Source organism: Sphingomonas sp. S2-65, assembly GCF_021513175.1.
Lineage (GTDB): Bacteria > Pseudomonadota > Alphaproteobacteria > Sphingomonadales > Sphingomonadaceae > Sphingomonas.
Genome location: NZ_CP090953.1, coordinates 3,385,080 through 3,404,502 on the forward strand (window position 1 = coordinate 3,385,080; position 19,423 = coordinate 3,404,502).

The 19,423-nt window shown below is 64.3% G+C and carries 16 protein-coding genes; 13 read left to right on the forward strand and 3 right to left on the reverse strand.

Features of this window, described 5'->3' with window-relative positions:
- Positions 1 to 7 precede the first annotated feature (7 nt).
- The 6 genes from LZ586_RS15950 (at position 8) to LZ586_RS15975 (ending at position 8,736) form a co-directional block, all read left to right on the forward strand.
- On the forward strand, positions 8 to 1,057 hold the full coding sequence (locus LZ586_RS15950) for a LacI family DNA-binding transcriptional regulator (RefSeq protein ID WP_235077301.1): 1,050 nt from the start codon (positions 8 to 10) through the stop codon (positions 1,055 to 1,057).
- 401 nt (positions 1,058 to 1,458) lie between these two features.
- Positions 1,459 to 3,600: a polysaccharide lyase 6 family protein gene (locus tag LZ586_RS15955; RefSeq protein ID WP_235077302.1), complete on the forward strand. Its 2,142-nt coding sequence runs from the start codon at positions 1,459 to 1,461 to the stop codon at positions 3,598 to 3,600.
- Positions 3,597 to 5,780, forward strand: a complete 2,184-nt coding sequence (locus LZ586_RS15960) for an alginate lyase family protein (RefSeq protein ID WP_235077303.1) — start codon at positions 3,597 to 3,599, stop codon at positions 5,778 to 5,780. The genes LZ586_RS15955 and LZ586_RS15960 overlap by 4 nt, the downstream gene beginning before the upstream one ends.
- Positions 5,777 to 7,072 carry an MFS transporter gene (locus tag LZ586_RS15965; protein WP_235077304.1) on the forward strand — a complete coding sequence of 432 codons (1,296 nt, stop codon included), beginning with the start codon at positions 5,777 to 5,779 and terminating at the stop codon, positions 7,070 to 7,072. Before LZ586_RS15960 ends, LZ586_RS15965 begins: the two co-directional genes overlap by 4 nt.
- A gap of 1 nt (position 7,073) precedes the next feature.
- Positions 7,074 to 7,826, forward strand: a complete 753-nt coding sequence (locus LZ586_RS15970; RefSeq protein ID WP_235077305.1) for an SDR family NAD(P)-dependent oxidoreductase — start codon at positions 7,074 to 7,076, stop codon at positions 7,824 to 7,826.
- A gap of 19 nt (positions 7,827 to 7,845) precedes the next feature.
- Positions 7,846 to 8,736, forward strand: a complete 891-nt coding sequence (locus LZ586_RS15975; RefSeq protein ID WP_235077306.1) for a rhamnogalacturonan acetylesterase — start codon at positions 7,846 to 7,848, stop codon at positions 8,734 to 8,736.
- 40 nt (positions 8,737 to 8,776) lie between these two features.
- Here the strand turns inward: LZ586_RS15975 and LZ586_RS15980 are convergent, their stop codons facing one another.
- From LZ586_RS15980 to LZ586_RS15990, 3 genes are all read right to left on the reverse strand, one after another.
- On the reverse strand, positions 8,777 to 9,331 hold the full coding sequence (locus tag LZ586_RS15980; RefSeq protein WP_235077307.1) for a PfkB family carbohydrate kinase: 555 nt from the start codon (positions 9,329 to 9,331) through the stop codon (positions 8,777 to 8,779).
- A gap of 63 nt (positions 9,332 to 9,394) precedes the next feature.
- Entirely contained in the window at positions 9,395 to 9,583 is a 189-nt protein-coding gene (locus LZ586_RS15985) for a hypothetical protein (RefSeq protein WP_235079864.1), read from the reverse strand.
- Positions 9,511 to 9,741 carry a PfkB family carbohydrate kinase gene (locus LZ586_RS15990; protein ID WP_235079832.1) on the reverse strand — a complete coding sequence of 77 codons (231 nt, stop codon included), beginning with the start codon at positions 9,739 to 9,741 and terminating at the stop codon, positions 9,511 to 9,513. Before LZ586_RS15990 ends, LZ586_RS15985 begins: the two co-directional genes overlap by 73 nt.
- On the opposite strand from LZ586_RS15990, the gene LZ586_RS15995 reads away from it, so the two are divergent.
- The 7 genes from LZ586_RS15995 to LZ586_RS16025 all read left to right on the forward strand — a co-directional run bounded on the left by LZ586_RS15995 (position 9,655) and on the right by LZ586_RS16025 (position 19,411).
- Positions 9,655 to 9,858 carry a hypothetical protein gene (locus LZ586_RS15995; protein ID WP_235079865.1) on the forward strand — a complete coding sequence of 68 codons (204 nt, stop codon included), beginning with the start codon at positions 9,655 to 9,657 and terminating at the stop codon, positions 9,856 to 9,858. The genes LZ586_RS15990 and LZ586_RS15995 overlap by 87 nt on opposite strands.
- 54 nt (positions 9,859 to 9,912) lie before the next feature.
- On the forward strand, positions 9,913 to 12,798 hold the full coding sequence (locus LZ586_RS16000) for a TonB-dependent receptor (protein WP_235077308.1): 2,886 nt from the start codon (positions 9,913 to 9,915) through the stop codon (positions 12,796 to 12,798).
- Positions 12,799 to 12,881: 83 nt separating this feature from the next.
- Positions 12,882 to 13,628, forward strand: a complete 747-nt coding sequence (locus tag LZ586_RS16005) for a FadR/GntR family transcriptional regulator (protein WP_235077309.1) — start codon at positions 12,882 to 12,884, stop codon at positions 13,626 to 13,628.
- Between the two features lie 329 nt (positions 13,629 to 13,957).
- Complete coding sequence (locus LZ586_RS16010; protein WP_235077310.1) at positions 13,958 to 16,483, forward strand: TonB-dependent receptor domain-containing protein; 2,526 nt, start codon at positions 13,958 to 13,960, stop codon at positions 16,481 to 16,483.
- Between the two features lie 218 nt (positions 16,484 to 16,701).
- The gene (locus LZ586_RS16015) at positions 16,702 to 17,121 is read left to right on the forward strand and encodes a DUF2231 domain-containing protein (RefSeq protein ID WP_235077311.1); all 420 of its coding nucleotides are present in this window, start codon (positions 16,702 to 16,704) and stop codon (positions 17,119 to 17,121) included.
- Complete coding sequence (locus tag LZ586_RS16020; protein WP_235077312.1) at positions 17,118 to 18,485, forward strand: PQQ-dependent sugar dehydrogenase; 1,368 nt, start codon at positions 17,118 to 17,120, stop codon at positions 18,483 to 18,485. The genes LZ586_RS16015 and LZ586_RS16020 overlap by 4 nt, the downstream gene beginning before the upstream one ends.
- Positions 18,486 to 18,514: 29 nt before the next feature.
- Complete coding sequence (locus LZ586_RS16025; RefSeq protein ID WP_235077313.1) at positions 18,515 to 19,411, forward strand: hypothetical protein; 897 nt, start codon at positions 18,515 to 18,517, stop codon at positions 19,409 to 19,411.
- Positions 19,412 to 19,423: the final 12 nt, after the last annotated feature.

The window sequence follows — 19,423 nt, forward strand, 5'->3', positions numbered from 1 at the left end:
GCGAAATTTGACGAAAGACGTCGATCGGGGCGAGATCGAAAAGCCCGCGACGATCAATGACGTCGCCTTGCGAGCTCAAGTATCGAAGAAGACTGTCTCGCGCGTTATCAATCGAGTGCCCACCGTCGACGAGAAAATTCGCGACCGTGTGACAAACGCGATCCGCGAACTCGGCTTTCGCCCAAACCCACAGGCGCGCAGCCTCGCCTTCCGTCGCTCGTTTCTCGTGGGACTGGTTTACGACAATCCGAGCCCGGCCTATGTCGTGAACCTGCTGGAGGGGATCCTCGACGCGCTGGCAGGCTCTGGCTTCGAGCTTGTCGTTCATCCTTGCGACCACCAGTCCACGACGCTTCTCGACAATGTCGAGGAGTTCGTAGAGCGCCAGCGGCTCGCCGGGGTGATCCTGCCGCCGCCGCTTTCCGAAAACGAGATGCTAGTCGGCCTGCTGCGCGTCAAGGCATGTCCCTATGTCCGTATCTCCTCACTTGCCCTGGATGAGCCGCCTGCGATGGTCGTTACGAACGATCACCTTGGCGCGGAGGAAGCAGCCCAGCAGTTCGCCCAATTGGGGCACCGCCGCATCGGATTGGTCCGGGGTCCGCCGTCGTTCCGTTCCGCAGACGTCCGCGCTAAAGGATTTCTGGATACGCTGCTGAAACATGGCATCACCGTTGATCCGGCCCGGGACGTCGCGGGCTCCTACACGTTCGAGTCCGGGCTCGACGCCGGCCACCGCTTGCTCGCGATGCCCGCCCCCCCCAGCGCAATCTTCGCCATGAACGACGAGATGGCATTGGGTGTCATGCAGGCGGCGCGGGAGCGAGGACTGGAACTTCCGCGCGATCTCTCGCTGATCGGCTTCGACGATCTCCCAATGGCCGCCCGCGTCTGGCCAAATCTTACGTCAGTCCGCCTCCCGATCAGAGAAATGGGACAGTTAGCGGCACGAAAGCTACTTGCAACAATGGGTAACCAGCAAAGTCCGGATCAACAGCAATCGGAGGTGCGTCCAGTGCTGGTGATGCGGGATTCTGTGGTTCCCTGGGAGGGTTAGGGCCCTGTCCCCGCAACCAACATCATAGAACACCCGCCTGCGGCACTGCCGAGCTGAAGCTTGAGGCGAGACCTGCATGGTCTGAAATCGCTTTGTCCAAACGGACGGGTGACTCCTTGAACGTCTCGAAGGCGGCGATCTGCGCCTTAGTCGATCGACCACTCCGAGCGTGCTCCTTCGCGATAAAGCGATCTTCATCCAGGCGGCGAAAGGTGGAACTTACTCCGCCATGCGGCAGAGGATCAGCATGCCAGATCATCTGCCGAGTGGTATGGACATCTGGTCGCATATTGATGATAGCTGTGGTCGCTCAGGGAGAAGACGGCTGATAAGCCGCGAAAGAGAGGACGTCGGTGCTGGTAAGGGTTTCATTTGTGGCCGCGTGCATAGCTTGTGCAACAATGCCAGCGCAGGCGCGCGAATGGCTGGTGCACAGCCAGGCAGAGTTCAACGCCACCGTTCCCAAGGCCGCGCCCGGAGACGTTATTTTGCTGGCTGACGGCGAGTGGAAGGACTTCCAGGTGGTATTCACCGGAGAGGGGCGGCCTCAAGCTACAATTCGACTCGCCGCACAAACTCCTGGCCGGGTCATCCTGACGGGCCTCTCGAGCCTCAGGCTCAGCGGCCGGTATCTCGAAGTGTCTGGGCTGGTATTCCGAGACGGTCATTCGCCCGACGATGAAGTGGTGGCCTTTCGGACCAGCTCCAAGGCGTGGGCCGAGGACAGTCGCATCACGGGCGTGGTGATCGACGGATTTAATCAGCCGGATCGACGCAAGGAGGACCATTGGGTCGCCATCTATGGCCGCGGCAATCGCGTCGATCATTCGCATTTCGAAGGCAAGTCGAACAACGGCGCGATGCTCGTCGTCGTGCGGCAGAAGGGCATGCCACTCGATAACCGCGCCCTTGTCGATCACAATTACTTCGGCCCTAGACCCCCGCTAGGGTCCAACGGCGGCGAGACCATCCGGATCGGCACCAGCGCGGAGTCGGGCAGTGACTCGGGTACGATCGTCGAAGACAATCTGTTCGAGCATTGCGATGGCGAAGTCGAGATTGTCTCGATTAAGTCGGGTGGCAATATCATTCGCCGAAACACTTTTCTGGAATCGCAAGGTTCGGTGGTCCTGCGTCACGGCAGCGGCAACCTGGTGGAAAGCAATATATTCCTAGGCCACGGCGTTTCAAATAGCGGCGGCATTCGCATCATCAACGAACGCCAGACTGTTCGGAACAACTATCTGGAGGGCCTAGCGGGTACCGACTTCACCAGCGCCGTCGCGATAATGAACGGCGTGCCGAACTCGCCCGTGAACCGCTACATGCCCGTTCGCGACGTCACGATCGAGCGCAACACGATCGTCGATGTTGCGCGGATCACGGTTGGAGCGGGGGCCGACGCCGAACGGTCGCAGCCGCCGCGGGACGTCCGGTTTACGGGCAACCTCATAGCAGGGGTTGGGCGCGGGGATCCGGTGCAGATCGAAGCCGACGCGTCCGGTGTGCGCTTTTCCAACAATGTGCTTGCTGGCAAGGCAAGCGCCACTCGCGGCATCGCCGCCCGCGACCTAGCGCTTGAACGCGCCGCCAATGGCCTGCTCTATCCCAAGGCCATGTTGACGGCCGGTGCAGATCGAGGCCTGCGCCCGGTCGCGCGGGAGGCGGTCGGCGTCGCTTGGTACCCCAAGCCCGCGCATCGGCCGGTGGCATTCGGTAGCGGCAAGACGATCAGCGCGCGCCCCGGGCAGTCGCTGGGAGAGGTGATCGCCAAGGCCGGGGCAGGGGACGCGGTCCGGCTCGCGCCCGGCAACTATACCGTGGCGCGGCCCATCCTGGTCGACCGGCCGCTGACTGTAAGTGCCGCGCCGGGAACCGCGACAATACGGATGAGGGCGCCCACGTTGTTCCAGCTCGAGAACGGCGGCGCGCTGCGGATCGACGGGGTCTCGATCGACGGCCGTGATGCGCCCTTGGGCAGCGCAGTGGTCCGCGCGAGTGCACGGCCGATGCTGGCAAATTACCGCGTGGTTCTTTCCCATGCTCGTGTCACGGACCTGCATGGCGACGTGATCGCCGCCACGCCGGCCACGCTCGCGAGCGACATCCGCGTCGAGAACAGCGCGTTCGAACGGATCGCGGGCACTGTTATCGCCGCCCACGCCGAAACGGGCACTGCGGGCCTCTACAGCGCCGAGCAGGTCAGCGTCGCCGACAGCCGCTTCGCCAACGTCGGCACGGTGGCTGACCTGTATCGCGGCGGCACCGACGAAAGCACCTTTGGGCCGCGCTTCGCGATGATCGGCTCGACTGTGACCGACAGCGGCCCGCTGCTGCTCTCCGGCGTGCAGGACACGGAGGTGCGCGGCAACCGCTTCGCCCGCAGCAAGGGCGTGATTGTGGTTCATAGCGTGGGCGCCCCGTCTACGCGGATCGAAGGAAATCAGTTCGTCGCCACCCCGCCCGCCAGCGTGCGCGAGCTTCATTATGCGGGCAAGCCGCGCGCGGTGATCGTCAACAACCTCATGGAGAACAGCTTGTGATCCGGCCGGCGGCTTGGACCTTCGCGGCGCTGGTCGCGACTATGCCGGCAGCTCTGGCGCAGTCTGCCGCACCCGTGCTGCTCGACCCGTCGGGCTATGCCGGCGTGCGCGGAGCAGCGGCCCAGCCACCGCTGTTCACGGGCGAATTCAAGCGGGTCAAGGCACTGGTCGACAAGGCAATGGCCACCCCGATCGACGTGCCGGTTCCCAAGGATCCTGGCGGCGGTTACACCCACGAGCAGCATAAGCGGAACTACACCGCGCTCTACGGCGCCGGGCTACTCTACCGCATCACCGGCGAGCCGGCCTATGCCGACTATGCCCGCCGCCTGCTACTCGCTTATGCCACGCTCTATCCCACGCTCGGGCCGCATCCGGCCAAAGCCAACGAAGCGGCAGGACGGCTGTTCTGGCAGAGCCTGAACGACAGCGTATGGCTGGTCTACGGGGTGCAGGGCTATGATGCGATCCGCGACACGCTGAGCGTGGCGGACCGCAAGACGATCGACGATCAGGTGTTCCGGCGCATGGCGGAGTTCCTGTCGGTCGGGAACGCGGCCAGCTTCAACCGTATCCACAACCACGCCACCTGGGCCGCAGCGGGCGTCGGCATGACCGGCTATGTGCTGCGCGATCCAGAACTGGTCGCGCGCTCGCTCAGGGGCACCGACAAGAGCGGCAAGGCAGGCTTCCTGGCTCAGGTCGACCAGCTTTTCTCCCCCGACGGCTATTATACCGAAGGCCCTTACTACCAACGATATGCACTGCAGCCGTTCGTGGTGTTCGCGCATGCCATCGCGGCGAACCAGCCGCAGCTCAAGATCTGGGAACGCCGCGACGGTGTGCTGCTCAAGGCAATCCGCAGCACGATCCAGCTGACCCATCGCGGCTATTTTTTCCCTCTTAACGATGCGATGCCGGACAAGAGCCTGAAGACCGACGAGCTCTATCAGGCCGTCGCAATCGGCTATGCTGCGACCCGGGATCCCACCTTCCTGTCGATAGCCCAGTGGCAGGGCCGCTCGACGCTGACCCCGGACGGTATCGCCGTCGCGCGCGATCTTGCGTCGGGCATGGCGCGGCCATTTCCATTCGCGTCGCAGCTGTTCCGCGACGGTTCCCAGGGCGATCAAGGCGCCTTGGCGGTGCTCCGCAGCGGGAAGGGCGACGATGCCGAAGTACTTGTCGCCAAGAACAGCGCGATGGGCATGGGCCATGGCCATTTCGACAAGCTCAACTGGATTCTCTACGACGCCGGCAACCCTATCGTCTCTGATTACGGCTCGGCGCGCTTCCTCAACATCGAGAGCAAGGACGGCGGCCGCTACCTCAAGGAAAACGAGAGCTGGGCGAAGCAGACCATCGCCCACAACACGCTGGTGGTGAACCAGACCTCACATTTCGACGGCAAGTGGCGCGACGGCGAAGAACATGCGCCGCGACAGCTGTTCTTCTCGGGTGAAGGTGCCACGAAGGTCAGCACGGCCGAGATGGTGGGCGCCTATCCCGGCGTCACATTTCGCCGCACCCTCGTCCAGCTGCCGCTCGGCAAGGGCGGCCCGATGGTGCTCGACCTGCTGCGTGTGACCGGTGACAAGCCGGCGACCTATGATCTGCCGCTCCATTATGCCGGGCACGTCATCGACATGGGGTTCGCGGCCACCCCCGAGGCGGCCGCGCGGCCGGTGCTGGGGCCAGCCAACGGTTACCAACATATCTGGGTCGACGCGACCGGCACGCTGGGTGCGAACGGCGCCACGCTCACCTGGATCACCGACAAGCGCTTCTACACCTACCGGATGCTGCCGCCCGAGGGCGCGACGCTGATCCTGGGCGAGAGCGGCGCCAATGATCCACGCTTCAACCTGCGCCGCGAGCCGGTGCTAATCCAGCGCGCCGCCGGCAAGGCGAATGCCGCATTCGTGTCGCTGCTGGAGCCGCACGGCGCCTATGACCCGGCCGCAGAAACCACCGTCGCCAGCCAAAGTCAGGTCAAGGCGCTGCACCATGTGCGCGGCAGCGATGGCGACCTGGTGCGGATCCAGCCGGTGAAGGGAGCCGCCGTGATCGTGGCAATCGCGGACGATATGGACCCCGCCAAATCGCACAGCGCAGTGATCGACGGGCACACGATCCGCTGGACCGGGCACTTCGCGCGCATTGACGGAGAGGCCAAATGAAGCGTCAAGTTGCCGGCCTCCGCTGGCTGGTCATCGGCCTCATCGCGCTTGCCACCGTGATCAATTACATCGACCGCAACGCGCTCGCCGTGATGTGGCCGGCAGTTTCGAAGGACATCGGCGCCGACAAGAACGACTATGCACTGCTGGTGACCATGTTCATGGTCGCCTATGCGGTCGGCCAGGCGCTGTTCGGCCGCATGCTGGACGTGATCGGCACGCGGCTGGGGTTCGTGATCTCGATCGGCATCTGGTCGCTGTCGATCGCAGGGCATGCGCTGGTCCGCTCGCTTGGGCTTCTGACGCTGCTGCGCCTGACGTTGGGCGTGAGCGAAGCGGGCAACTGGCCTGGCGCCGCCAAGGCCAATGCAACATGGTTCCCTGCGCGCGAGCGGGCCTTGGCGCAGGGGATCTTCAATTCGGGCGCGGCGATCGGCGCGATCGTCTCGGCACCGCTGGTGGCGGTGCTTTATGTCAGCATCGGCTGGCGCGCGACCTTCGTCGTGATCGGCGTGCTCGGCTTTCTTTGGCTGCTGCCCTGGCTGTTCGTCTATCGCAGCGATCCCGACGCGCATCCTTGGTTGAGCGAAGCCGAGCGCGCGCACATCGCCGGCGAAGGCGCCGAAGGCTCGATGCAGCCGGTCGCCGGCTATGCGCCGGGTATGGGCGCGCTCCTGCGCCACAAGCAGAGCTGGGCGATCCTGATCAGCCGCTTCTTCCTCGATCCGGTATGGTGGCTGTTCGTATCCTGGCTGCCGATCTATCTGTCCGAGACGTTCGGCTTCGACGTCAAGCAGATCGGGCTCTTCGCCTGGGTGCCCTTCGTCGGCGCGATGCTGGGCAGCCTTACCGGCGGCTGGGCTTCGGGCGCGCTGATCCGCGGCGGCTGGCCCGCGCTCAAGGCGCGCCGCGCCGCTATCATCGCGGGCGGGATTATCATGCTGCCGCCGCTGCTGCTCACCATGCAGGCGGCGGACCCGCTCTATGCGGTGCTGCTGATCGCCGTGATCCTGTTCGGCTTCCAGGTCGCAATCAACAACATCCAGACGCTGCCGAGCGACTATTTTGCCGGAGGTGCCGTCGGCTCGCTCGCCGGCATCGGCGGCACCGCCGCGGTAGCCGGGACGCTGATCACCACCTGGCTCGTGCCGGCGATGACCGCCCAGAGCTATGCGCCGATCTTCGCGCTGGCGGCGGCGATCGTGCCGCTCGGCGTGCTCGCAATCTGGATCCTGGGCGGCCGCGAAGCGCCGGTCGCGGGACCCATCACCATTCCAACCAAGGGGCAGTAGAGTGAAGTTCAAGGACAAGGTTGCCGTCGTAACCGGCGGCGGACGTGATATCGGCAAGTCGATCTCGATGCGACTGGCAGCGGAAGGCGCCAAGGTTGTCATCAACTATCGCAGCGATGCCGCGTCGGCACAGGCGACCGCAGACGAAATCGCCAATGCGGGCGGGATCGCGCTGCTCCACCCGGCAGATGTAACCAAGGCCGAAGATGTCGCCGGTCTGATCGCCGCGACTACCGCGGCCTATGGCGAGACGATCGATCTGCTGGTGAATTGCGCCGGCGGGATGGTCGCGCGCAAGACGCTCGCCGAGATGGACGAGGCATTTTACGACCAGTTGATGGACCTGAACCTCAAGTCCGCCTTTCTCGTCACCAAGGCGGCGCTGCCACACCTCAAACAGGGTAGCGCGATCGTCAATTTGGCCTCGCTGGCAGGCCGCGACGGCGGCGGTCCCGGCGCTACGGTCTATGCGACTGCCAAAGGCGCGCTGATGACGCTTACTCGCGGCTGGGCGAAGGAACTGGGGCCGCAGGGCATCCGCGTCAACGCACTATGCCCGGGACTGATCGGTACCAGCTTCCACGACACCTTCTCGAAGCCGGAGGGCCGCAAGGCAGTGGCGGGCAACACCCCGCTGCGCCGCGAGGGCCATCCGGATGAAGTGGCGGCTGCGGTGGCGTATCTCCTGTCCGAGGATGCGTCGTTCCTCACTGGCGTGAACCTCGACATCAATGGCGGCCTGTTCTTCTCCTGAGGACGGGCGTGGGAGAGAAATGATGCGGAACGCTTTCGTCGCCTTGGCGCTGCTTGCGGCGCCAGTTGCTCATGCTCAGGACACCGAGCTGACTCACCCCAGGGTGCCCGGCGAGGTGCCGAAGACCCGCACCGATGCCGCCCCGATCAAGGCCTACAAGCTGATCCTGGTCGGCGATTCCACAATGGCGCCCGGCAGCGGCTGGGCGTCGGTGTTCTGCGCGGAGCATGTGAAGTCGAGCGTCGCGTGCCTCAACATGGGGCGTGGCGGGCGCTCGACGCGTAGCTACCGTCAGGAAGGCTCGTGGGCCATCGTCCAGAACGAAATCAAGGCCGCGGGCTACGCTGGCACCTACGTGTTGATCCAATTCGGGCACAACGATCAGTCTTCGGGCAGCGAACGTTGGACCGACATGGCGGCCGAGTTTCCGGCTAACCTGGCGCGCTATGTCCAGGAAGTGCGTGCGGCAGGCGGCGTCCCGGTGCTGCTGACGCCTTTGTCGCGGCGGGACTTCAAGGATGGAAAACTCCAGAACACCCTCGATGTCTGGTCCGCCAAAGTGCGCGAAGTAGCCACCGCCACTGCAACGCCGTTGGTCGACCTGAATGCCGACAGCGCCGCCTTGGTCCAGAAGCTCGGGCCGGTAGCGGCGGCCAAGCTCGCCCAGGCCGATCCGAATGCGGAGGAGCTTGCAGCAGCCAAGGCCGGCACGACCCTGAAGGCGCGGCCGGCAGAAGCTGCACGGCTGCCGGACGTGCTGCCCACCACCGCCGAGGGCCCTCGCGGCCAGATCACGCGAAAGTTCGACTACACCCATGTCGGCGACGCCGGTGCACGGGTGTTCGCTCGGGTCGTCGCCCACGCTTTGGCCAGGGCGGTGCCTGCCTTGCGCAGTCAATTGGTCCCCTGATCCGATCGGGCGGCGGCGTATCGTCGCTCGGTTTGTCGGCTCAGCGCCGCACATCCATCCCGCCAAGGTGAAACGCTTCCAGGGCGTTCGGCCCGAACAGCGTCATGTCACCGGGTACGCTGTGCTTCAGACATGCGAGGGCCAGGCCTTGATCGACGGCTGCCTGTGCGTCCTGCCCTTTCATTAGTCCGTGCAGCACCCCGGCCGCGAACGCGTCGCCCGTGCCGATCCGGTCGACGACTCCGGGGATCGTCCGTTCCGTCACTTCAAATGCCTCGGCCAGAGTATCAATACGCGCGCTCAGCCGGTGTTCGTCGACACAGGCTGTCTGGCGCGCCGTTGATGCGATCCAGCGCAGGTTGGGAAACGCGGCGAAACCGGCGTTGGCAGCCTCGCGCGTACGACCAGGGCCATCGCCGGAGAACGGCTTTTCGAGCAACAGGCTCAGGTCGCGGTGATTGCCGAACAGCAGGTCGGCCTCGGCGACGAGCATCCGCAGGACGCGACCGGGAGCATCGGACCAGCGTGCCCAAAGTTGCGGCCGGAAATTCCCATCATACGAAACTAGCACCCCGCCGGCACGCGCCGCGCGCATCGCTGCCAGTGTCGCCTCGGCCAGGTCTGGACCCAATGCCGGCGTGATTCCCGAAACGTGGAGTCAGTCCTGGCCGGCCAGCAGGGTCGACCAGTTGGCATTGGCCCAGTCGACGCGCGAAAAGCTGCTGCCCTCGCGGTCGTAAAGCACTTCCGATGCGCGAAGCGATGCGCCTGGCGTCAGGAAATACAGTCCCTGCCGCCCCGGACCCTGCCGGATCCTACTGGTATCGATGCCCGCAGCACGCAGCACGCAGCACGCAGCGCGCGCAGTGCGGCCTCCCCGAGGGCTTGATCAGGCAGGGCACTCACCATCCCAGCCGCATGCCCCAGCGATGCCAGCGCGCCGGCAACGTTCGCCTCGGCGCCTCCGACATGCAAGTGGAGCCGATCAGCCTGCGCCAGCGGCACATGCTCGATCGGATTGAGTCGAAGCAGCACTTCACCGAAGCAGAGGATGGCGGACACGACGACTTCTCCGATTACCAGACCAGATTGTCAGCAAAGTGGTATGTACATCCGCCTTGACAGTGCTTTGTGTTTTGATCAATCCAGTGCTCATAAATATAAACGGAGGATTGGATGAGGGGCGACACGCGCGTTCTGCATGGTTGTGCCGGCGGCAAAGCCTTTTTGGCTGGCGGTGCGGCGCTTTGGTGCCTTGTTGCGGCACTGCCCGGGCTGGCTCAGACTGGATCGGCTCCGCCTGCGGAAAGCCCGCCTGCGGAAAGCGGCTCGCAACAGGATGAGGACATCGTCGTTACCGGCATTCGGGCCACGATCGAGACTTCGATCTCGGTCAAGCGAAACGAAAACGCCATCGTCGACGCGCTCAGTTCGCAGCAGATCGGCGACTTGCCAGCGCTGTCGATCGGCGAGGCGATCCAGACCATCACTGGCGCGACTAGCCACCAGGAAAAGGGTGGCGCCACCGAGATATCTTTACGCGGGTTGGGCTCGTTCCTCAGCGCGACCACCTTCAACGGCCGCGAGGCGAGCAACGGCAGTGGCGACCGAGCGGTGAATTTCAACCAGTTCCCGTCCGAGCTGGTCAACGACATCAAGATCTACAAGTCGCAACAGGCGAACCTCGTCGAGGGCGGGGTATCGGGTACCATCGAGCTCGGCACGCTGCGCGCCCTCGATTATGGCAAGCGCTCGCTCCAGGCTGAGGTGAAGGCGTCGTACAACCCCTACCAGGACAAGATCACAGGCGAGAGCGCCTGGGGTTGGCGCGGCACGATCAGCTATGTCGACCAGTTCAAGCTGGGGGGACTGGGTGAATTGGGCATCGCCCTCGGCTTCCAGCGCAACGATGTGAACAATCCAGAGGAGACCTATGCGGCGAGCAGCACCTGGGTAGCCTGCAATCCTTCGCTGAACGTATCGGGCAATTGCACCGAGGTCACACGGGCTCAGGGGGCGGCAGGTACGCCGTTCGTGTTGGTGCCGAACTCGATCACCTTCCGCCAGATCACCGAGCGCGACACCCGCGACGCCTTCATGGGGTCGGTCCAGTGGCAGCCGAATGACAGCATCGACGTAAATCTCGACCTGCAATATTCCAATCGGGACTACCGCGAGGATCGGCACGATCTGAACCTGTCGGAAACCCGGTACCAGCTGCGCAACCTGGTCTATGACGATCAGCATCGATTGTTATCGATGAGCGGCCTGACGTCGATCGAGGCGAACGGCACCGTGCTCGATCGCAGCGAAGAATATCTCGGCGGCGGCGGCTCGATCGCCTGGAAGGCGAACGACCGCCTGACCCTCAGCACCGACGTCTCCTATTCGCAGACCAAGCGGGACACGCTTCAGCGCAGCACCCGCCTGCGGACCGATCCGTTCGACATCGACAATGTGCGTACGCCGCTCAACAACCAGCGCGTGCCGTTCACTTACGATGCGAGCGGAGGCTATGCCGCCGTGATAACGCTCGATCCGAGGTTCGACGTCAACAATTGGGCGCTCTACAGCGACGACGCCCGCTTGCGCCGCGATGACGAGTACAAAGAAGACAAGATTTTCGCCGCGCGTGTCGACGCTGGCTACGAGTTCGAAGGCACGTTTTTGAAGCGCTTCGACATTGGGGCTCGCTACTCGCATCGTCGCTACCGCAACATCAACGATCTGGTCGAGATCACACAGGATGTCCGTACCGTGGATCGTTCGGTCAACCTCGCCTGTCGCCGGCCCTTTCCGCAGCAGGGCTACCTTGAGGACGCGCCGAACCAGTCGATCAACAGCTGGGCGACGTTCGATACCCTCTGCCAGTTCGAGGGTTATCTCGGCACCACCGATCCAGGTCCCAATGACGATACCCGTTCGGTCGACAATGCCGACGTGACCGAAAAGGTGTGGGCCGGCTACGCCATGGGCACGTATGAGAGCCGCCTGGGCGAGATGCCCGTCCGCGGTAATTTCGGGTTGCGCGTGGTGCAGACCGATCTGCGCTCCGTTGGCCTGCGCGCCGGCCTGGATGTCGTCACCAACTCCGATGGATCGGTCCGCCTCGTCGAAAATGGCGACTTCGAAACGCAGATCCTGACGAACAGCTATTTCCGGGCGCTGCCCAGCATCAACGCCAATTTCGAACTGACCCCCACCGTGATCGCCCGCGTGGCCGGTTATCGCGGCATGTCCCGCCCGGCGCCGAGCGACCTTGCGGCCGGCCGAACCATCACCCTGGAGGACGGAACCGCCTTCACGTCGGTGGAGGACGCCATTGCCGAAATCGTCGCCGACGGCTCGCCCAGCCTGAAGCCGATCATGTCGTGGAACGGCGACGTGTCGCTCGAATGGTATCCCAACCGCGATACGATCCTGGCCGGTACCTTCTTCTACAAGAAGTTCGGCGGCGGTTTCGTGCCGGTGCGGATCGATGAAAGCTTCCAGATCGACGGCGATGACGTCAGCGTGCCTGTCACGCAGCGCCAAAACAGCGACGAGCAAAGCCGGGTCATCGGCTTCGAAGTCACGCTGTCGAACCGTTTCTCCTGGCTGCCCAAGCCACTGGACGGCTTCGGCGCCAAGATCAGCTACAGCTATGCCGACCTCAACTTCCGCAACTACGACATTCGTCTGGGCGACGTCGCGGATCCGGATACCGGCACCGTCACGCCGGGCATCATCCCGCCGGCGGGGCTATCGGGATCGTCAAAGCATGTCGCTTCTGGTCAGCTTTATTACCAGAACGGTCCGGTGTCGCTCGAAGGCATCTACACCTATCGCTCCAGCTATTATCAGGATTTCGTCGGCGGAAATTCTCAGCTTCGCTTCGTTCGCCCCTCCAACTTGGTGAACCTGCGTGCGTCCTTTAATTTAAATCGCAACGTGGCGTTGCGGTTCGAGGCGCTCAACGTGTTCAACGATCCAAAGGTGACCGACATGCCCGTCTATGGCAGCAGCCGGCAGTACCACTTCTACGGGCCGAAATACTTCATCGGCGCGCGTGTAAGACTTTAACCTGAGCTTGTCGGGGCGGCTTGCCTCCGCTCCGACAGGTGGTATGACAATTCCAACAGAAAACGAGGGAATTGCTAGTCCTGATGACGAACCGCCGCCTTTTTCAGGACGTTGCAGAGCAGATAGTCGCCTTGATCGAAGAGGGCGCGTTCCCGCGCGGCTCGCGCCTGCCGGGCGAGCGCGAGCTTTCCGAACGGTTCGGAGTCAGCCGGGTGACGATCCGGGAAGCCGAGATCGCGCTCCAAGCGAGCGGGCGCCTTCAGATCAAGACCGGCTCCGGCGTCTATGTCGCCGACCGACCAAAGGGTGGGAGCGACCATCTTCCCATAGTCAGCGCGTTCGAGCTGACGGAAGCGCGTGCGTTGTTCGAATCGGAAGCCGCGGCTTTGGCCGCACCGATCATCTCGGATGGTGACATCGCCGTGCTGCGCGACCTCCTGGAACAGATGTCGCGCGATGGTCTGGACGATGCGGCATTGACGGCGATCGACCAAACCTTTCATCTCACTATCGCCTCCGCCTCGGGCAACAAGGCAATCATCCATGTTATCGAGACACTGTGGCGGCTGCGCACCGAACTTCCAGAGGTTCGCCGGACGCATTCTTCCGTGTGCCATCACGACAGTACGCAGCGCCATGACGAGCACGGCGCGATCGTCGAAGCATTAGCCCGCCGTGACGCCCAGTCGGCCCGCTTGGCCATGCGGCAACATTTCGGCCGCCTGCTCGAAGCGATGCTCGACGCCACCGAACAGCGAGAGATCGCCGAACTCAAAGAGCGGGCTGCGCAGAGCCGGGCACGCTTTACGCTCACCACGAGGTTGAGCTGAAGCGATTTAGCCGAACGGGCTCCGTACGTTTTGATTACCAGGTGACTTGTCTCGGGAAGGGGGCAATCTCGCGGGCCTATGTCCATTTGCCTGGCCGGACGATCTGACCATTTCTAGGGAAGATGGCTCAATAACGCGACGGTGCCGCGGCAAGCTTTCCCCAGCAAAGGCCAATAAAAATCCCGTCGGACCGCAGGGAACCTACTCATCTTCTAGAGAACTGGATACTTTCGGACTGGCGCTCCTGAAAGTTGCTTCATATGCTCGCCTTCGGTTGTGGAGGATCAAAGGGGATGTACATGCCGAGGGGGCAGCGCCGCCGACCTTTAGTGCGGCGCGTCTTGCTCGGCACGGCGGGTGTCGGCGCGGTGATTTGCGGCCCGGGGGCATGGGCGCAGGAGGCGTCGCCCCCCGCCGCGGACGCGGAGCCGCAGCGCGGGCAAGAGGAAGTCGTCATCCTGGGCACGCGCGGATCGGCAGTGACCGACATCGCGCCGCTGCTCACGCTGGACGAGAACAATGTAGCGGCGCTCGGCGCCTCGAACATGGACGAGCTGCTCCGGGCTATCCAGGGAAGCACCCGATCCGCAGACGGATCTCCCCCGGTCTTCCTGCTGAACGCACAGCGGGTATCGGGATATGAGGAGATTGGGACGCTGCCGCCCGAGGCGATCGAGAAAGTCGAAGTGCTGCCCGAACTCGCGGCGCTGAAGTTCGGCTATCCGCCGACGCAGCGCGTGGTGAACTTCATCACCAAGCGGCGCTTCAACCAGCTGGATCTGCGCGGCGCCCTGGGCAGCACCACGCGCCGCGGCAGCCTGAGCCAAAAGGGCAATGTCGGGCTTACTCGCCTGCGCGGCGACCGCCGGATGAGCCTGACGCTGGAGATGCGCCATGCCGATGCGCTGCTGCAGTCAGACCGCGACCTGCTGCCCGATCCGGACGTGCCGTTCGACGCGGTGGGCAACGTGCTGGGACTGTCGAGCGGAGAAGTCGACCCGGCGCTTTCGGCCGCGGCCGGCTTTCCGGTGACGATCGCGCCGGTGCCCGAGCGGGCGGAGGATCGCGGCACGCTGTCCGCCTATGCCGCGGAGGCGAACCGCCCGCGGCTGTTCGATCTTGGGCCGCTGCGCACGCTGACGCCCGATACGCGCGCCGTGAAGGCGCAGGCGGTGCTTGCCGACCGGATCACGCCCGCGCTTGCCGGCTCGCTCACGCTGAACGCCGAGCAAAGCCTGGACCGCGGCATCGCCGGGCCCGCGCCGGTTTACCTGAACGTGCCGGCAACGAATCCTTTGTCGCCCTTTGCCGAACCGGTGCGGCTGGCACGGTACCTGACTGAGGCGGCGCCGCTGCGGCAATGGCAGAAGACGACCACGCTGAAGGCGGGTCTGACCCTGCGAGGATCGATTGCGCGCTGGCGCTGGGATTTCAGCGGCGCGTTCGAGCAGAAGCAGATCGACGGGCGCAGCGAGCGCGGGATCGATCTGGCCGCGGCCAACGCCGCGCTTGCCGGCGGGGCCGATCCTTTCGCGCCGCTGACGCCCGCGCTGCTGACCGATCGGCTGGTCGATGTCGCTCGGCTGCGCACGCGTACGGGAGAGGCGAAGCTGGTGGCGACCGGCTCGCCCCTGCGGTTGCCGGCGGGCGCGGTGACGGTGACCGCCACCGCCGAGCTCGGCCGGGCGACCGCTGCGTCCGCGACCCGCGGGCCCAATCCGTTCAGCCTGGAACTGGGCAGGACCCGTTCGGAAGGCGGCGTGGCGATCGACGTGCCGATCAGCGGAACCGACGCGCTGTCGTCTTTGGGTCAGTTGTCCGCCAATGCGGCATTCCGGGAAAGACATGTGAGCGGGTTCGGGCAGTTGCAGGATGCAAGCGCAGGGCTGGCGTGGACCGTAGCGAGTGGCGTGCAGCTGACTGCATCGGTGAAGCGGAGCGAGGCCGCACCCGATCTGGCGCAGCAATCCAATCCCGAAGTGCGCGTAGCGAACGTGCCGGTGCTCGATTTCGGCAATGGCCGCACCGAGCTGGTCACGCTGATCACCGGCGGCAATCCGGATCTCCGGGCGGAGGAGCGTCTGGTGCGATCGCTGGCGGTCACCCTCAAGCCGTTCGCCGGTCGCGAATGGCGCCTGAGCGCGACGTATGAAGCGACGGACGTGCGCAACCAGACCGGCTCGGTCTACGCCATCACGCCGCAGACCGAGGCGCTGCTGCCCGACCTGTTCACCCGCGATGCTGCGGGGCGGTTGACCCAAGTGCAGTTCCGGCCGCTTAACTTCCACCGCGAGCGCATCCGTTCACTCAACCTGGTGGTCAGCGTCTTCAGCCAGCTCGGCAGGCCGACAGCGCCGAATCCAGCGCGCCCCGGTCCGCCGCCGCCGCGCCCGACCCTGTATGTCGGCGCAGGTCCAACCTACAAGTTCAGCGACCTCTTGCAGCTGCGGCGCGGCACCGCCGAGCTGGACCTGCTGCGCGGCGACACGGTAACGGGGGGAAGCGCGCCCCGCCTGTCCGGTTACGTCTATGGCGGGCTCACCCATCAGGGAAGCGGCCTGACATTTGACGGATGGTATAGCGGCACCAGCCGCGTGCGGAGCGGCGATCCTTCAGCAGACTTCCGCTTCGGCGCACTATTGCGGCTGAACGTCAGTGCGTTCGTGGACCTGCACGACTTCGCCAAGCACGCAAAATGGACGGAGAAGCTGCAGCTGCGGGTGGATGCTAGCAACATCGGAGATGCGCGGCAGCGGGTGCGCGACGGCAATGGCGAGACGCCCAACCGCTTCCAGGCCGATTACCTCGATCCCATCGGGCGCACGGTCACGGTGTCGCTCCGCAAGCTGTTCTAGGCTTGTCGATCTAAGTGTTGAGCGCAGTGCAAAATCTCGCGGATTCGGCCGGTCGCCGTATACGGCGCAATAAGCATCATGAGTTGGTCGGCAGAGGCTAACTGGCGCTTCCAAACCAATATCACGGCAGTTCGGGAACTGTCGTTGCCGCCGGTCGTACTCTCGGCAGCTCCACGGTGAGGACGCAGACGATGGGGAGAAGCCCAATTCCAACCCAGGTGAGGCTTCTCGGGCCTAGAGCGCATCCGCTGTATCCAGCACTTTTTCCGATCCCGATCATCTGCTTCTTCGGCGCGCTGATCACCGATCTGGCTTATATCGCCAGCGCCGAGATGATGTGGCTCGACTTCTCGTCCTGGCTGCTACTCGCCGGGCTGATCGGGGGCGGCGTTGCGGGTGCCTTGCTGGTCGTCGAATTGATCCGCGCACACGATCGGCGCGCGCTCTTGCCGCACTTCCTCTTCCTGCTCGCGGCCTGGGTGATCGAGGTCTTCAACTCGTTCATTCACGCGCGTGATGGGTGGACCGCCGTCGTACCGACGGGATTATCGCTTTCCATCGTCGCCGCGGTGCTCGGCCTGTTGGCTGGGTGGTTCTGGCAATCGGCGTACCACCGTTCGGCGAAAGTTTCACAATGACTCGCAGCCTAATCGCGATCCTCGGTCTGCTGCCCCTTGCGGCGTGCGGCGGCGGCCAAGCAATCGACCCGAACAGCCAATATGGCGCCAATCCAATGCTGCCTGAGCCGCACGAGCAGCTCGTGGCAGACGTTGGCGTGTTCGAGACAGTCGGCTGGCAACGCGGAGAAACGCCAACTGTCCCAGCCGGCTTCCGGATTGCGCCCGTTGCGCAAGGTCTGGCTAATCCGCGCAACGTCCTGGCGCTGCCCAATGGCGACGTCCTGATCGTCGAATCGCGCAACGAGGGTGGCGAGCCGGTTCAACGGCCTAAGGATCCGATCCGCGACTGGATCATGTCCCGGGCGCATTCGCAGACGAAGAGCGGGCAAGCATCACAGGCGAGCAATCGGATCACGCTAGTTCGCGATGCGAACGGCGACGGTCGGCCCGAGCTCCGATCGGTGCTCGTCGATCATCTGAACGCGCCTTTCGGTATCGCGGTGCTTAACGGCTTCCTGTTTGTGGCGAATACCGACGCGATCGTCCGCTATCCGTTTACGACGGGTGATACGCGGATCACTGCGCCTGGCGTGAGGCTGGCCGATCTCCCCGCAGGCTCGATCAACCACCATTGGACCAAGAGCCTGACGGCCAGCCCCGACGGGTCGAGGCTCTTTGTCAGCGTCGGTTCGAACAGCAATGCCATGGAGCGCGGGTCCGACGCCGAGCGCGATCGGGCAGCGATCCATGAGGTCGACCCGCAGACCGGATTGATGAAGACATTTGCCACCGGCCTGCGCAATCCGAACGGCCTCACCTTCTACCCAGGGTCCAATACCCTGTGGACGGTGGTCAACGAGCGCGACGAACTCGGTCCCAACCTCGTTCCCGATTACATGACCTCGGTTCGCCCAGGCGGCTTCTACGGCTGGCCGTACAGCTATTACGGCCAGCATGTAGACCCCCGCGTGCGGCCGCAGCGTCCCGATCTCGTCGCCCGCGCGATCCGGCCCGACTACGCGTTGAGTTCGCATGTCGCAGCGCTCGGGCTGACCTTCTACACGGGTACAAGCTTTCCCGCCTCTTTCCGTGGCGGTGCTTTTATCGGCGAGCACGGCAGTTGGAACCGCACCGAACCGCATGGCTATAAGGTCGCCTTCATCGGCTTCCAAGGCGGGCGCCCGACCGGCATACCGCAGGATTTCGTAACGGGCTTCCTCAAGGACGGGAAGGCGCACGGCCGCCCCGTCGGGGTCGCGATCGATCGGACGGGAGCGCTGCTGATCGCGGACGACGTCGGCAACACTGTCTGGCGCGTGAGCTATACTGGCGCCGGAGGGGCATCGCCGCTCCCGCCTGCGTCGGGCGCGATCTCGCGGTAGCGGATTGGGGTGGTGCATCCTCGGCAATCATGATGTCGGGCATCGCGCCTCGAAGGTTCGTCCCGATAGCGCTAGGGTTCGCGCCGGTGATGGCGGCGTCGTCACCCGCGATCGCCCAGCAGGTGCCGACCATCGACACAGAGGATGCCTCGCTTGGTTCGGCGTCAGTTGGTAGCGGCCGCGTGCACCCGTCGCTGGCCATCGACCTGCGGAACGGTGACTTTGCCCGCGGCAATTTCGATGACGACGCGGCGGACCTCGATCGGCTGCCTGTTCATTTCCAGCTTGGCTTTGCGGCCGAACTCCACCGGAACGCCGAAAACGAAGCGGACGCTTTTTTGGTGTTCAACAGCTCGAACGGCTTCCACGCCCCAGTGTCGGCAGAGCGCGCGTCTCCGGGTGCATGGTATGAAAGCAACAACGCGGTGGCGCTTGTGCTGTCTCCCGCAAGGGACCTGCGGACTGGCATCGTCTACACGATCAAGACCAGCCCGAACGGCGTATCCTCAACAACCCATGAGTTGAGCCTGACCAGCGCATTAGGTGGTGAATCCCCTTTGGGCGCTTTGTCGCCGACTGCGGTGGTGACCTGGCGGCCGAAGGGTGGGCGTGGTCTCTTCACTCAGATCGGTATCGAGCCTTCGATCGCGCTGACGCAGCAGGACGATGGTCCCGCGATCAGCTTTCCCACGCTGGTGGGCATCGGTTGGGACGATTTCTACGAGGCAGGCAGCGGCGACGCGGCTTATGGGAGTATCGGCGGCGCCTACTCGCACCCGTTCGAAGCGGCGGGCGTCAAATGGCAATTGCGCGCCGAGGCGCTCGCCGTCTTGCGGAGCGATAGGCTGCGGCACCTCGGTGGTCCGGATGCCGAGCACGGTACGGTGGTGCCCATCGCGACGGTGAGCCTTCGCCTCGCTTATTGATCGCCTAACCGG

What these genes read in the sequence shown, in the direction of transcription:
- LZ586_RS15955 (WP_235077302.1), top strand. Translation starts at nt 1,459, where the DNA reads ATGCCAGCGCAGGCGCGCGAATGGCTGGTGCACAGCCAGGCAGAGTTC.
- LZ586_RS15965 (WP_235077304.1), top strand. Translation starts at nt 5,777, where the DNA reads ATGAAGCGTCAAGTTGCCGGCCTCCGCTGGCTGGTCATCGGCCTCATC.
- LZ586_RS15975 (WP_235077306.1), top strand. Translation starts at nt 7,846, where the DNA reads ATGATGCGGAACGCTTTCGTCGCCTTGGCGCTGCTTGCGGCGCCAGTT.
- LZ586_RS15980 (WP_235077307.1), bottom strand. Translation starts at nt 9,331, where the DNA reads ATGCGCGCGGCGCGTGCCGGCGGGGTGCTAGTTTCGTATGATGGGAAT.
- LZ586_RS15995 (WP_235079865.1), top strand. Translation starts at nt 9,655, where the DNA reads ATGCCCCAGCGATGCCAGCGCGCCGGCAACGTTCGCCTCGGCGCCTCC.
- LZ586_RS16000 (WP_235077308.1), top strand. Translation starts at nt 9,913, where the DNA reads ATGAGGGGCGACACGCGCGTTCTGCATGGTTGTGCCGGCGGCAAAGCC.
- LZ586_RS16005 (WP_235077309.1), top strand. Translation starts at nt 12,882, where the DNA reads ATGACGAACCGCCGCCTTTTTCAGGACGTTGCAGAGCAGATAGTCGCC.
- LZ586_RS16020 (WP_235077312.1), top strand. Translation starts at nt 17,118, where the DNA reads ATGACTCGCAGCCTAATCGCGATCCTCGGTCTGCTGCCCCTTGCGGCG.
- LZ586_RS16025 (WP_235077313.1), top strand. Translation starts at nt 18,515, where the DNA reads ATGATGTCGGGCATCGCGCCTCGAAGGTTCGTCCCGATAGCGCTAGGG.